Source organism: Variovorax boronicumulans (assembly GCF_040544675.1).
GTDB lineage: Bacteria > Pseudomonadota > Gammaproteobacteria > Burkholderiales > Burkholderiaceae_C > Variovorax > Variovorax boronicumulans_D.
Window position 1 is genome coordinate 11,653 of record NZ_JBEPKK010000005.1, and the last position, 14,976, is coordinate 26,628.

General features: G+C 70.7%; 6 protein-coding genes. 2 read left to right on the top strand and 4 right to left on the bottom strand.

The genetic code is table 11. The annotated features are described in order from the left end of the window. Positions 1–140: 140 nt before the first annotated feature. Complete coding sequence (locus ABIC90_RS10780) at positions 141–1,244, top strand: ABC transporter substrate binding protein (RefSeq protein WP_354354106.1); 1,104 nt, start codon at positions 141–143, stop codon at positions 1,242–1,244. Then, the gene (locus tag ABIC90_RS10785) at positions 1,241–3,205 is read left to right on the top strand and encodes a hybrid sensor histidine kinase/response regulator (protein ID WP_354354107.1); all 1,965 of its coding nucleotides are present in this window, start codon (positions 1,241–1,243) and stop codon (positions 3,203–3,205) included. Before ABIC90_RS10780 ends, ABIC90_RS10785 begins: the two co-directional genes overlap by 4 nt. A 165-nt stretch (positions 3,206–3,370) precedes the next feature. Here ABIC90_RS10785 and ABIC90_RS10790 read toward each other — a convergent pair whose 3' ends face one another. From ABIC90_RS10790 to katE, 4 genes are all read right to left on the bottom strand, one after another. Continuing rightward, a complete protein-coding gene (locus tag ABIC90_RS10790) occupies positions 3,371–8,734 on the bottom strand; it encodes a beta strand repeat-containing protein (RefSeq protein WP_354354108.1) in 5,364 nt (1,787 codons plus the stop codon). Positions 8,735–8,736: 2 nt separating this feature from the next. After that, positions 8,737–10,443 (bottom strand): ShlB/FhaC/HecB family hemolysin secretion/activation protein, encoded by a 1,707-nt coding sequence (locus ABIC90_RS10795; RefSeq protein WP_354354109.1) that lies wholly within the window; start codon positions 10,441–10,443, stop codon positions 8,737–8,739. 1 nt (position 10,444) lies between these two features. After that, on the bottom strand, positions 10,445–12,595 hold the full coding sequence (locus tag ABIC90_RS10800; RefSeq protein ID WP_354354110.1) for a CHAT domain-containing protein: 2,151 nt from the start codon (positions 12,593–12,595) through the stop codon (positions 10,445–10,447). A 169-nt stretch (positions 12,596–12,764) separates the two neighbouring features. Further along, entirely contained in the window at positions 12,765–14,951 is a 2,187-nt protein-coding gene (gene katE, locus ABIC90_RS10805) for a catalase HPII (RefSeq protein WP_436318195.1), read from the bottom strand. Positions 14,952–14,976 lie beyond the last annotated feature (25 nt).

A 14,976-nucleotide genomic window follows, 5' to 3' on the forward strand; every position in this document is an offset into this window, starting at 1 on the left:
TAGACCGCTCGGCTGCCGCACTGTGCAGTTCGTCACGTTGGCAAGGCCTCCCCGGCGCTGACATAGCCCCTCCGCCTTATCGCGCGAAGCAAGGCCCGTCCTTACATTGGGTCATGCACCCACGCTGCAGAAGCAGTCTCATGTCCGCCGTCGCCACAACATCGTTCATCACCTTCCCGCGAAGGCTGCCCGGTGCTGCGCGGTCCGCCTTCGCCCTCATGGCGCTCGCCGCATTCGCCGCGCTGACCCCGCTGGGCGCCGGCAGCGCCCGCGCCGCCTCCGTCCCCAGCCTCACGGTGCTGATGGGCGACGACAGCGCCGCGCATTCGGAATTCGTGCAGCAGCTGCGCGCCAACCAGGAGCCGGGCGGCAGGTTCGACGTGGTCCGGCTCTCGCCCGGCGGCGAGGCGCCGCAGAACACTGGCACCACCGTGGCCGCAGCCGCCGAAGCCGAGCGCGATCGCGATCGAATCAATGCCGGCGTGCGCACCCGCGGCCTGCGCACCACGGCCGATGCCGGCCTCACCGTGGCGGTCGGCCTGGCGGCCTCGCGCGCCGCCGTCGAGCGCCCGGGCCAAGAGACGCTGCTGCTCGCGATGCTCAGCCGGCTCGACTACGAAACCCTCAAGGCCGCGAGCCCGGCCCTGCGGCGCGGCGACCGGCGCGTGGCGGTGCTGCTGCGCGACCCGGCGATGTCCGACCAGCTCGCGCTCATCGGCGCGGTGCTGCCGCAGAAGCATCGCATCGGCGTGGTGGCCACGCCCGAATCGGAGCCGCTGGTGCGCGAGCTGCAGCGCGCCGCGCAGGGCGCCAGCCCGGCCTGGGATGTGCGCGTGGAGTACGCGCCCGACGCCAGGTCGCTCGCCGCCGCGCTGCGCAACGTGGTGCCGCAGAGCGATGCGCTCATGGTGCTTCCCGACCTCATCGGCGACAACCAGGCGGCCACGCTGTCGGTGCTGCGCGCGGGCGCGGGCGCGGGGCTGCCGGTGTTCGGCGCCAGCGAAGGCCTGGTGCGCTCGGGCGGGCTGGCCGCGGCGGTGTCCACGCCCTCGCAGCTCGCGCAGCAGGCCCGCCTGCTCGGCCAGAAGGTGGCGAACGCGGGCAACGCCGGCAACAACAACCAACCGCTGGTGGAGGCGGCGACGCCGGCCACCGTGCGCATCAACGCCACCGTGGCACGCGGACTCGGCCTGCGCCTGCCGGAGGAACGGGAACTGACCGACCGGCTCGCGGCCCCGCGATGAGCGCCGCCCGCCCCGCCGAAGGTCCGGCAGCAGCAGCCGGCGCGCAGCCGCACCGCACCGGTTCCGTGTCGGAGCTGGTGGTGCGCGGCAACCTGCAGCGCGACCTGTTCCGCCTGGGCGTGGTGCCCTGCGCAGCGGTGGCGCTCGCGCTCACCGGCTGGTTCACGCACAACCGGCTGCAGACGCTGGAAGCCGCCTTCGACGCCGAAGGCCAGGCCGTGGCGCGCCAGGTGGCGGCCATGTCGGACCTGAGCCTCTACGCGGGCGACGTGCCGGCGTTGCAGAACGTGGCCAACGCGGCGCTGCGCGGCGGGCAGGTGATGCGGGTGGAAATCAGCAACAGCGCGGGCGTGTACGTCACGGCCGGGCCCAAGACCGAATCGCTCGCGCAGCTGCGCATGTTCACCTCGCCGGTCACGCTGCGCGAAGCCTCGCGCGCCAGCGCCTTCGCACCCGAAGGCTCCACCGCCGCCGGCGATGCACCCATCGGCCTGGTGCAGACCTTCCGCGACACCACCGCCTATGCGCGCGAGCGCAGCCGCTCGCTGTTCGCGGGCATCGGCATCGCGCTGGTCGCATTGCTGGCCGCATGGGCCTCGGTGCGACACATGGCGCGCACGGTGGCGCGGCCGCTGCGGCGCGTGTCGCGCACCGTGGCGGCGCTGGAGGCGGGCCACTTCGACATGCGCTGCGAGGTGGTGGAAGGCGGCACGCGCGGCACGCACGAGCTGGCCGTGCTCGCGCACGACATCGACCGCCTGGCCGAGCGGCTCCAGCGCAACCGCCAGGTGAGCGAGGAGCGGGTGCGCGAGGCCACCGCCGTCGCGCTGCAGCGCATGGCCGAGGCCGAGCAGGCGGCGCTCTCGCGGGCGCGCTTCCTGGCGGCCGCGAGCCACGACCTGCGTCAGCCGCTGCATGCGATGGGCCTGTTCATCGATGGACTGCTGCCCACCGCCACCCCGGCGCAGCGCCCCTCGGTGCTGCGGCTGCAGGAGAGCACCGAGTTCATGGGCGTGCTGCTGGACGACCTGCTGGAGATCTCGCGGCTCGACGCGCAGGTGCTCACGCCGGCGATCACCCGCGTGTCGCTGGCCGCGCTGTTCGACCAGCTCGAGGCGCTGCACGCGGCCGCCGCCGCCGAGTCGCGCATCCGCCTGCGCTGGAGCGACCGCGGCCTGGCGGTGCGCACCGACGCGGCGATGCTGCAGCGCATCGTGGGCAACCTGGTGACCAATGCGCTACGCCACGCGCCCGCGGGCGGCACGGTGCTGGTGGCCGCGCGGCGCTCGGCGGCCGGCGTGCGCATCGAGGTGCGCGACAACGGCGTGGGCATCGCGCCCATCCACCAGGGCCGCATCTTCGAGGAGTTCTATCAGGTGGCGAACACCGAGCGCGACCGGCGCCGCGGCTTCGGCCTGGGGCTGGCGATCTGCGCGCGCATCGCGGCGCTGCTGGGCACCCGCATCACCGTGCGCTCGGCTCTGCAGGCGGGCAGCACCTTCGCCTTCACGCTGCCCGCCGCCCGCGCCGCCGACGCGGTGCCGCCCGAACCCGCGCCGCTGGCCGCGGCACCGGCGCCGCTGGCGGGCCTGCGCTGCCTGGTGGTGGACGACGACCCCGCCATCCTGGACGGCAGCCGCGCGCTGCTCGCGCAATGGGGCTGCGAGGTGGAGTGCGTGACCACCAGCGTCGAGGCCATCGCACGGCTGGGCACCGGCGACATCCACTTCGATGCGGTGCTGTGCGACCTGCAGCTGGCCGGCGACGGCGACGGTGTGGACGTGATCGAAGCCGCCAGGCGGCTGCAGCCCGACGCGCTGGCGGTGCTGGTGTCGGGCGCTACAGGGCCCGAGGTGCTGCAGCGGCTGCGCCACGGCGGCGTGATGCTGCTGACCAAGCCGGTCGCGCCGGCCAAGCTGCGCGCGCTGCTGACCACGCGGCGGCATGCGCGCGTGGTCTGAGCTTGTCTTTGGCACCGTTCGCCCTGGGCTTGTCTTTCGCACCCGTTCGCCCTGAGCTTGTCGAAGGGCTGCTCCCACCGCAAGCAAGGCTTCGACAGGCTCAGCCCGAACGGGTGAGTTGCTTCGACAAGCTCAGCCCGTACGGGCGCGGCCGGCTTTCTCAGTTCAGAAGTCAGCGCAGCCGTTGCGCTTCTCGGTGTCCACGCAGCTGGAAAGATTGGGCCGCGAGCGCACGCGCGACCATTCGCGCGCCAGCACGTCGCCGCCCTGCGCGGCGCGGTCGCCGTCCACCGCGCCGGTGGCAAAGCAGATCGGCGGCGCGCCGATGTTGCGGTCGTAGAGCCAGGTCGACGGAATGTCGCGCAGCACGTCCACCCTCGGAAAGTCGAAGGCCGGCGTGACCGTGAGGTTCCCCGGCACCACGTTCACCGCATAGCCCTCGGCCGAGGTGAAGCTGCCGTTGATCGGATAGCCGCCCGGCAGGCTCGCCCGCGTGGCGGTGGTGCCCAGCACCCCGCTGAAGCCCGCGCCCGAGTCGCCCAGGATCAGGCCGGCCAGCGTGTAGCCGAACGCCGGATTCGCAAAGCCGAAGGGACGGCTCGCATTGCCGATGACCACCGTGGCCGTGGGCTGCTGCGCATAGATGAAGTGGTTGTCGCCCGGCGACACGATCACCGAGCACAGGCCCGAGTACGCGCAGTGGTAGAGGTTGGGCAGCGGCCCCGAGCCGCGCAGGCCGCCGCGTGTCTCGCCGATCCAGGTGTCGGCCCACACGCGCCACGGTGCGCCGGTGATCGCGTAGGCGCCCAGGTTCTGCAGCCGCGCGGCCGCCACCAGGTCGGTGCCGCTGGTGCTGCTCACGTCGGTGCCCAGGAGCAGGTCGCCGGACAAGGTGCGCACGAACACCGTGTCGGCCGCCATCGAGGTGGCCGACACGAGCTGCGGCGCATTGCCGCCGGCGTCGTAGCCGGTGACCGAGACCGAGCCCAGCTGCACCGTGTCCACATCGACATAGCGAAACGCCCCCGCCGCGCCGCCGCCTACCGTGGCCGCGCTCACGTTGTTCGGCGCCGCATCCAGCAGCACGCTGCCGCCGGTGGAGCGGGCCATCAGCGTGCCGGCGGTGATCGGCGCGTCGGCCGTCTGCGTGATGTTGCCGCGCGAGAGCAGCCCCAGCCTCGGCGCGTCGATGGCGCCGCCCAGGTTGATGTTGCCGCCCCCCTCGTTCTGCAGCGTGAGCGCCGAGGACAGCGCCAGCGGCCCCACGACGTTGATGTCGCCCGCGTGCGCGTTGCTGCCGGCCACGATGGTGGGCGCGTCCAGCCGCGTGAACTCCGCCGCCGACACCGCAAAGCCGTTGGCCGCCGTGCCGCCCAGCGTGATCGGGTTGGCCGTACGCTCGACCGCATTGCCCGCCGCATCCACGCCGCCGGGGCGCAGGTTGAGCAGGCTGCCCGCGCGCACCGTGCCGTTGATCGCCACGGCGTCCACACCGCCGTTGTTGGCGGCGCGCAGCACCACCGCGCTGTTGCCGTCCACGCGGGCGCCGGTGGCGATGTTCAGGCCCGTGCCGTTGATCTGCGCCTCGCCCGCGATGTCGATGTTGCCCACGCCCAGCGTGGTGACCAGCGCGTTGTTGGCCAGCAGCACGCCGCCCGAGCCGGTGCCCAGCGCGCCCGGCGACACCAGGCCGCGGATGCCGATGTTGCCGTCCACGCTGCGCACCAGCGTGTTGTTGACATCCACGCTGTAGACGCTGGTGGAGCCGAAGCTGCTCGTGAGGCCCGTGCCGACGCCCGCGATGTCGATGTCGCCGCTGGTGGTGAGGATCTGGCTCGTCACGACGTTGCCCGTGGCGATGCGCACGCCCGCGCCCTGCGTGCCGATGCCCGAGATCGACACGTCGCCCGTGCTGGTCTGGATGTCGATGCCGTTCAGATCGACGGTGGCGCCGAAGCTGGAGAACGGCGGCGTCGCCCGCGTGCCCGCGATCTGCACGAAGCCGCCGGGGCCCGCGTCGCCCGACGCGGTCGTGCGCGTGTCGATGGTGGTGTTGTTCAGCTGTATGGCGGGGCTGCCGGTGATGCCGGCGTCGGCGTTCATCGCGACATAGCCGCCGTTGGTGCGGATCGCCCCGCCGAAGATCACCGAGCCGCCGTCCGTGCCCACGCCCGCGTTGAACACCACGTTCAGGATGCCGTCGTTCGACTGGATCTGGTTGTCGTTGAAGGCAATGATGTCGCGGCCCGCATCCAGCCGGAAGGTCACCGGCGCGCCGCCCACCGAGCGCGTGATGGTCGCGCCCTTGTCGAAGGTGATGTTGCCGTCGAAGGCGTTGCCGCCGGTGCCGGTGGTGATCGTGACGCTGGAGCCCTTGTCCAGCGCGGCGTTGATGTCGCCGTCCTGGATGATGGAGTTGGTCAGCGGATCGAAGGGGTTGCCGGTGAGGCTGCCGCTGGCGGTGCCGCTCGCGATGTTGACGTTGTAGGGATCGATGAGCCAGGTGCCCGCGCTGCCCATCGGCGAGGAGGCATCGACCCGCACGCCGGTCAGGTCGAAGTGCGCTGCCGAGGTGTCCACGAAGCCGCCGTTGCCGCCCGCCGCGCCGCCGCGCGCGGAAATGCTTCCGTAGCCGCGCAGCGTGTCGCCGCCGATCACCTTCACGCTGCCGCCGTTGCCGCTGCCCGTGGCGTTGGCTTCCAGGCTGGTGTTCTTGCCCACGGCCAGCACGTTGGCCGCCTGGATGTCGATGCTGCCGCCGCCGGTGGCGCCGCTGGCGTCGATACGGCCGATTTCCGGACCGTCGCCGAAGCCGTCGGTACCGTCGATCACGATGTTGCGCCCGCGCACCGAGATGTTGCCGCCCTTGCCGGTTTCGCTCATGACCGACAGCAGCGCCGGCTCTGGTACAGCCGCGAGCGCGCCCGCCTGCGGCACCGCGGCGAGCGCGAAGGCGCCGGAGCCGAAGGTCTCCATGCGCAGCGAGATGTCGGTGCCCAGGCCGTCGATGGCGATGGTGCCGCCGGAGGTGCGCAGCGGGTTGGGGTTGTTGGAATTGGCGGACACGTCCACGCCGAAGGCGCTGCCCGCCGGAAAGATGTCGCCGTCGCTGCCGCCGGAAGCGAAGAAGCCGTCGCTGCCCGCGCGCCCGTTCACGTCGATGCGCTGCCCCGCGCCGGCGCTGACGCTGCCGTAGATCGCCACGCCCGTGCCGATGCCGGCGCTGCCGTTGATCGACAGGAACTCGCCGCTGGTGCGAAGCGCGTCGAGGTCGGTGCCGGTGCCGTCGATGCGCACGTTGCGCTCGCTGGCGACGGTGCCCGAGCCGACGGACACGCCGGCGCTGGAGTTCACGCTGGCCACCGTCATGCCTTCCTGCCACACGCCGCCGGTGCCGGCAAGGGTCACGTCGCCCGTGGCTCGGACGCTGGAGCCGCCGAAGATGCTCACGCCGTTGCCGCCCAGCGCCCCGGCGCCGTCGATGCGCACGCCGCCCAGGCCCGCCTGCACCGTGCTGCCGGCGTCCACGGTAACGCCGCCGCTCGCCACATAGCGAGGCGGCGAGCCGTCGGGCGTGAAGATCCAGTTGCGGCCCTGGCCGCGCATCGAGATCTGGCCGTCGCCGTGGGTGGTCACGGTGCTGCCGGTCAAGTAGACGCCGTCGCGCCATGTGTCGCTCGGGTCTTCGGTGTGGGAGGCCGAGCCGCCGATGGCGCGCCCACTCTTCTCCAAGCTCTGGCCGAAGAAGCGCACCGAACCGCCGTTGGCGTTGACGGTGGCGTTGTCCAGGCGGATGGCGCCCGCGTAGTCGAGTTCGGTGACGGTGCCTCCGCCGCTGTTGATGGTCGCGGCGTTCGCGGCGACGAGGCCGGTCGAGTCGGCGTTGAAGTCCACGTTGAGCGCGCCCACCTTGGCGTCGATGGACGAGCCCGGGTCCATGACGATGCTGCCGGCCGAATCGACCCGCAGCGTGGCGGCGCCGCCTTCGGCCTTGACGACCTTGGCATCCGTGCCGAAGCGCACCCCGGCGTTGTCGCCGATGGCGGTGCTCGCGAGCGTCACGTTGGTGCCGCGGCCCAGCGCGGCGCCCACCGCCTCGGCGTTCACTTCGGCGAACGAGAGCGGCGGGTAGGCCGGGTCGTAGGCGGGAATGTCCGCGGCCGTAACCACGGCCAGGTTGGACGAGGTGGCCACGCGCCAGTTGCCGTTGGCGCCGCCCTGCGCGCCGCCGCCTGCGTCCACCCGCGTCGGATCGATGCGCAGGAAATCGGCGGAGGTATCGATCTCGCCGCCCTTGCCGCTGCCGGCGCCGCGCGCCGAGATTTCGCCGAAGGCCTGCACGCGCGAGTCGCGCGTCGGCTGTGCATTGCCGTCGCCCGGCAGGCTGTAGCCCATGGCCGTGCCGACCTCCACGGTGCCGCCTGTGCCCGCATTCGTGGCATCGGCGCGCAGCACCGATCCGGACCCGAGCGCCACGTCGTAGCCTCGCACCGACACCGTGCCACCGCCAGCCTGGCCGCTGGCGTCGGCCATCACCGGGCCCTGGCCCGCGCCCTCCAGCTTCACCTGGCCCGCCGCGATGCGGATGGTGCCGCCGCTCTGTCCGGCCGCTGTGCCCGTGGCGTCCAGGATGCCGCCGGTCATCTCGACGCGGTTGTCGGCGCCGCCGCCCAGAAAGATCTCGCCATTGACCGTGCCCAGCGTGCGCGCGCGCACCGTGCCGGTCTGCCTGACCACCAGTTCGCCCACCGTGGCCGAGCTGCCCATGAGCGCCACGCGCCCGCCGTCGGCCTGCAGCGTGCCGCTGTTGTCGACCGAGGCGTTGGCGGCCATCGAGTCGGGCGAGATGACGATGTTGGTGAGCCCGTCGCCCACGAGGTCCAGCGTGATCCTGCCACCCGACGCCAGCCCGACCGTGCCGCCGTTGGCGGTGATGGTGCCGGTGCTGCCGTTTTCCACCGCGGCGCCCATCAGCACCACGGGGCCGCCGTTGGCGGTGATGCTGCCGAAGTTGCGCACGGATTTGCCGGCCGCGCCTTCCTGCTCGAACACGAGGTTGGTGGCGCCGTCCATGAAGGCCTGGTCGGACGTCTTCAGCGACAGCGTGGACGCGATGAGCCCGCCCACGTTGACCGTCGCGCCCTGGCTGAACATCACGCCGCTCGGGTTGACCAGGATGACCCGGCCGTTGGCGTTGATGCTGCCCGCGATGGTCGACATCTGGCCGCCCGTCACGCGGTTGAGCAGCACGCTGCTCGCATTCGGCTGCGTGATGTTGACCGTGCCGCCCACGCCGATCGAAAACGACTGCCAGTTGGCGATGCCGCGCTGGAACTGCTGAGTGATATTCATCAGCGCGCCGTCCTGCATCATCGCGACGCCGCTGCCTGCCGGCGTGGTGAAGCCCGAGGGCATCACCTGCGCCATGGCCGGCGCGAGGCCCGCGCACATCAGCGAGAACGCCAGCGGACGCAGCATCGGCCCGCGATGGTTGCGGGGCCGCTGGCGGGAGAGGTTGCGTTGCTTCATGGTCAGAACGCCTTGGTGAGCTGCACGTACAGCCGTGGGTTGCGGCCGCCGCCGTCGGTCTGCGCCGGCCGGGTGCCGTCGCGCCAGGCGAGCGTGGCGTTGATCGAGAAATTGCCCGGCCGCGACCAACTCAGGCCCACGCCGTAGCCGCGCAGGCTGTGGTTGTTGGGTCCGTCGAAGGGCGTGGGGTCGCGCACGATCTTTCCGCGCGCGGCGTCGTAGAAGAGGTAGGGAGTGAGCTCTTCGTTGTACGACCAGCGCCACTCGGCGGTGCCGATCACGCCCTGGTCGACCAGCAGTTCGCCCGAGGGGTAGGCACGCACCGCGCGCGCGCCGCCGAGCGCGAGTTTTTCCGAAGCATCCAGGTTCTTGCTGGCCAGCTGTCCGCCGACCGACAGGTACAGCGAATGGCGCGGCACGATGGACTGCAGCCGCGAGAGCTGGAAGCTCAGCTTGGTGAAGCTGCCTTCGGTGCGGTGGCCGGAACTGCTCTCGTCGAACTCGCGGCTGAGCGCATCGCGTATCGACAGGTTGCCGTGGTACAGCGTGCCGGTGCTGGCCCAGTAGCCGCCGCCCAGCAGCTCGTCGCGCCGCTCCCAGGTCCAGCCCGCGCTCAGGCCGTGAATGCGCTTCTTCGCGGTGAAGTCGGCCGCGCGCATTTCGTCGGTCAGGTCCTTGATGTCGGCGCCCAGGCGCAGGAACAAGTTCTGCTGGCGCTGGCGGATCAGCGGGTAGTTGATCGAGAAGTCCAGCACGTTGGCGCGGCCCTGCGCTTCCAGGTCGGCGAACTGGCCGCCGAGCTCGTAGCTCACGCGCGACAGGCCCACGCCGGCGCGCAGGCCGCTGGTGCCGATGGGCGCCTCGTAGGCGATGCGGCCGAACTGCAGCGCATTGCTGTCGGACACCATCAGCCGCATGTCCAGGTTGTCGCCGATGCCGAAGGGGCTCAGCAGCCGCGCGGTGCCGCCCACGCGGAAGCGCCCCGATTCCTTGGTGCCGTGGTTGTCGGCTTCGGCCGTGAAGGCCCAGCGCGGCGCGGCCGACACCTCGACCGACAGATCGGTGGTGCCCGGCAGCGTGCCTTCCTGCAGGCCCGAGGACACCTTCACGCCCGGCTGGTCGGACAGCAGCAGCATCGCGCGTTCGTAGCCCTGCGCGCTGACTGCCTCGCCCGGCTGCAGCGGCGCAAGAAAGCCGCGCACCCGCGATTCGGCCAGCGGCGCATCGGGCGCGACCACCACATCGACCTTGCCCAGGCGCCCTTCGATGACGCTGATTTCCACGATGCCGTCGCGCACGGTCTGCACCGGCACCACGGCCTGCGCGAGAAAGTAGCCGCGCTCCTTGTAGCGCGCGGTGATCGCCTTGGCGAGCTCTTCCAGCTCGACCAGCGTGACGTCGCGGCCGATGTAGGGCGTGGTGATGCCTTGCAGCTCTTCGTTGCTCAGCGCCTTCACGCCGTTCAGGCGCAGGTCGTTGAGCCTGAACGAGGTGCCGGCGGGGCGCGGCGCGGCCGGCAGGCTCTGGGGCGCGACGGTGCCTGTGGCCTGCGCGAGCGGACGGTCGCAGCTGCCGCAGGGGTCTTGCGTGGGCAGCAGTTCGGTGGTGTCTGCCGCGTGCGTGCGCGGGGCGGCGACCAGCAGCGTTGCGCCCACGAGGGCGGTGACCGCGAGGACGATCTGGGTGGGGCGTTGGCGAACGAAATGCATGTCAACTTCCCACGGTGAGGCGCCAGTTGCCGATCAGGTTGAACGGCGCCCAGAAGAAGGGGTGGGACATCTTGGGATCCTTCAACACGGCCAGTTGTCCGGCCTGCATGGCGCGCTGGATGTCGCGGCCCTTGGCGAGCTCGCCGTACAGCGTGCCCATGAGCACGGCGGTGGCGTCGTCGGACACCGGCCACAGCGAGGCGATCAGGCTGGAGCTGCCGGCCGAAAGGAACGAGCGCGTGAAGCCCAGCACCTCGTCGCCCTGCGCGATGCGACCCAGGCCCGATTCGCAGGCCGAGAGCGTGACCAGCGCGGTGCCCTCCATCGACAGGCCAAGAATCTCGTGCGCTTCCAGAAAGTTCTGCTTGCCGCCTTCGTTGGCCAGCAGGATGCGGGAGTACAGCGGATCGACCGCATCGGCCTCGGCGTGCGCGGCCACGTGCATCAGCGGCGAGCGCGCGGCCACGTCGCGGAACTGCGTCTTGGTGGCGGCGGCGCCCATGTACACCGTGTTGCGCGGAAACAGTTGGGCGAGCCGCTTGACCTCGGTCTCGGCGCCCGGCAGGTCGTACTTGTCTTCGATGCGCGGATTGCCGAAGGCGGTGAGCGAGGCGTTCACGCGCGGCGTGCGCTGCGCCAGCTGCACCGCGATGCTGATCGAAGGCGCCACCGAGACCGGATGCGTCTCGATGAGGTAGCGGCCGTCCAGCCGCAGCGCCTGGAACGGCAGGTAGTGCAGCGGGCCGTGCGGCACCACCACCAGGCGCTGGCCCGCGACCAGGCCGAGCGGGCCCAGCAGCGCCGCGCCCAGCTTGTCGGCGTTGGTGATGGCCGCGCGGCGGCCGCGAACGATGGAGTTGCGGAAGGTCTCGACCAGCTCGTTGAGCTCTTCGCGCTTGACCGCGATCGTCTTCTCCTGGATGGCCGTGGGGCTCACCACCCAGACCACGAGGCGATCGGGCAGCGAATGGAACTGCACCACGCGCTCGTCGGCCGCCAGTGTGCGCTGCAGCGTGGCCAGGTCCACCGTGGTGGCGGACTGGTCGCCGATCTTGGCGCGGCCGCGCACCGCATCGAGCAGCGCGCGCGAGCGGCTGTGCTCGCTGACCTCGAAGGCGGCCCGCGCATCGCCCGCGTCGCTGTAGACGGCCACGCCGCGCTCGAACACCGACTGCAGGTCCGAGAACAGGCCCATCTTGAATTCTTCGCTGCGGAACTTGGCGCGCACCTTGTCCACGCCGCCCAGCGCCTGGCCCACGGCCTCGGCCGCGGCCTGCTTCTGGCCCAGCGCCATCTCGCTGCGCGCCACGCCGTCCCAGGCCCAGAGGCGGTAGTACTCGGTGTCGACGCCGACCTGGCGCGCGGTGAGCGCGCGGTACATGTCGCGCGCCTCGGCCGGCTTGTTCTCGGCGAGCAACAGGCGTGCGCGGGTGCGGTCCAGCTGCGCGGTGAGGGGGGCGTCCTTGGGCGGGGCCATGGTGCCGAGCACCTGGCGCGCCCGCGCGGCGTCGCCCGATTCGATCAGCGCGTTGACCAGCGATGCCTGCACCAGCGGCGCATAGCGCGGCGAGCTGTTGGCCAGCGCTTCGTCGTAGCTGATGACAGCGCCCGAAAAATCGCCGCGGCGCGTGCGCACATCGCCCAGCACCTTTTGCACGGGGCCGACCACCAGGCGGGGGTCGCGCGCCGGATGCTTGAGCGCTTCGCGGGCGAACTCCTCGGCTTTTTCCAACTGGCCCGAGTAGCTGTAGACGATCGCGAGGTCGCGGTTGGCCATGGCCATCAGGTTCGGATCGCGGGTGGCGTTGGCCAGGTGCAGCGCCTTGCTGGCGGCGCGGATGCTCTGGCGGAACTCGCCCGCTTCCGCGAGCGCGACCGCCTGGCTGCAGTACTGGTAGCCCGAGAGCTTGACCGCGTCCTGCCCGTAGAGCACGGCGCCTTCGCTGGTCAGGGCCAGCAAGGTGTCGGTGTCGGCCAGCCGCGCCTGCTCCATCTTGCTGGCGGCGGCTTCGGCGTCGGGCGCTTGCTGCTGCTGCGCCGATGCCGAAGGACCGAAGCCCAGGAGAAGAATGCCGGCCAGACCGATCGCACCTGCGAATCCCGCACGACGACGTGCAGGGCGCTCCCATCCCCATCTTGAAAACCAAGCCATTGGACCCCCGCACGCGGCCGTTGCGTCTGCTGTTGGTGCTGCAGATGCTCGACGCCGCGGAAGTGCGCGCCGTTCAGGCCTCGTGGGGAAAGTCTAGGAGGGGGCTACCTTCGGGGCTATTCGCAATACGGTCTAGCGCTAAAGGACTAGCGAGCGATTGCGCCCGGACTCAGGCAGGCACCGCGTCGGTATTCGCACGATCCCAATGGCGGTGCTTCGCGATGGCCGCCACGAAGTCCTGCGCAATCTGCGTCGCCGCGGTGGTGTCGCCCAGGTTGGTGACCGGGGTGGCGGCCACGACCACGCCCGCAGGCGCTTCGCCGTCCGCGGTGATGCCCAGCGTGGCCAGGAGCTTCACGCCCTCGCCCACCGTGCAGATGGCCTTGCAGTGCTTGTAGGCCTCCAGCACGAAGTGCACCGCATCGCCCATGCCCGACATCGAGGCGGCGCTGTCGGCGCCGGCGGGCACCAGCACCGCATCGAACATCACCGAGGGCGTGTTCGAGAAGGTCGCGTCCACGTCGATCTGCCGCTTCGATGCGCTGGCCACGGTGCCCAGGCGCGGCCCGACCACCTTGCATTGCGCGCCGGCCTGCTCCAGCGCCTCGCGGATCGGCTTGAGCGATGCCGAGTCGACACCGTCGGCCACGAGGATCGCGATCTTGCGCGTGCGGATGGTGCCGTCGCCGGTGTCGGCCATGCGCAGCGCCGGCGACTCGTCGATGGGCAAGGCGATGCGGTGGTCGCGAAAGCCCGCGCGGCCCGCAGCCGCCTTGGCGTCAGGCTCGCCGATGCCCAGCGGCTCGGCCACGCGGCGCGCGAGCTTCTCGTCCACATGCGCGAGGTTGTCGACCATGCGCTGGCGGATGGCCGGCACTTCCAGCTTGGAAAGCTCGAAGCGGAAGGCCGCGATGATGTGCTCCCGCTCGGGCGCGGTCTGGCTGTTGAAGAACAGGCGCGCCTGCGTGAAGTGGTCGTCGAAAGACGCACTGCGACGGCGCACCTTGGGTGCGTCGATCTCCTCGGGGAACGACTGGAAGCCGTTGCTGCCGCCGTCGACGCGAAACTCGGTGCCGCTGCCCAGCGTGTTGGGCTCGTAGGCCACCTGGCCGCGCGCGATGGTCTGGCGGTGCATGCCGTCGCGCTGGAAGTTGTGGAACGGGCACAAGGCCTTGTTGATCGGCAGCTCGTGAAAGTTGGCGCCGCCCAGCCGCGAGATCTGCGTGTCGGTGTACGAGAACAGCCGCCCCTGCAGCAGCGGGTCGTTGCTGAAGTCGATGCCCGGCACCACATGGCCGGGGTGGAAGGCCACCTGCTCGGTCTCGGCGAAGAAGTTGTCGGGGTTGCGGTTGAGCACCAGCTTGCCGATCTTCTGGACGGGCACCATTTCCTCGGGGATCAGCTTGGTGGGGTCCAGCAGGTCGAAGCCCAGCGAGTGCTCCTTGTCGGCGGGGACGATCTGCACGCCCAGCTCCCATTCGGGAAAATCGCCGTTCTCGATGGCTTCCCAGAGGTCGCGGCGATGAAAGTCGGCGTCCTTGCCGGCGATCTTCTGCGCCTCGTCCCACGCCAGGCCGTGGATGCCCAGCTTGGGCTTCCAGTGGAACTTGACGAAGTGGCTCTCGCCGCGGCTGTTGATGAAGCGGAAGGTGTGAACGCCGAAGCCTTCCATCATCCGGTAACTGCGCGGGATGGCGCGGTCGCTCATCGCCCACATCAGCATGTGGGTGGTTTCGGGCATGAGCGAGGCAAAGTCCCAGAAGGTGTCGTGCGCGCTCGCGGCCTGCGGCATCGCATGGTGCGGCTCGGGCTTGACGGCGTGCACGAGGTCGGGGAACTTCATCGCGTCCTGGATGAAGAACACCGGGATGTTGTTGCCCACCAGGTCGTAGTTGCCTTCGCGGGTGTAGAACTTGACGGCAAAGCCGCGCACGTCGCGCACCGTATCGGCGGATCCGCGTTCGCCGGCCACGGTTGAAAAGCGCACGAAAACGGGCGTCTTCACATCCGGGTCCTGCAGGAAGTCGGCCGAAGTGAACTGCGACATCGACTTGTAGACCTGAAAGTAGCCATGCGCCGCGGAACCGCGCGCATGCACCGCGCGCTCGGGAATGCGCTCGTGGTCGAAATGCGTGATCTTCTCGCGCAGGAGGAAGTCTTCCAGCAGCGTGGGTCCGCGCGCACCCGCCTTGAGCGAGTTGTGGTTGTCCGGAATCTGCAGGCCCTGGTTGGTCGTCAGGTGCGCGGGATGCTCGGTGACAAAGCCGTCCAGCTGCTGCTGCTTGGCGTTGCGGCCGTCACCTGGCTTGGTGGATCCGGCGCGGCGACCTGCAGCGGCTTTGTTCTGTGGCGTCATCGAGGACCTGGAATCTTTCATGGGA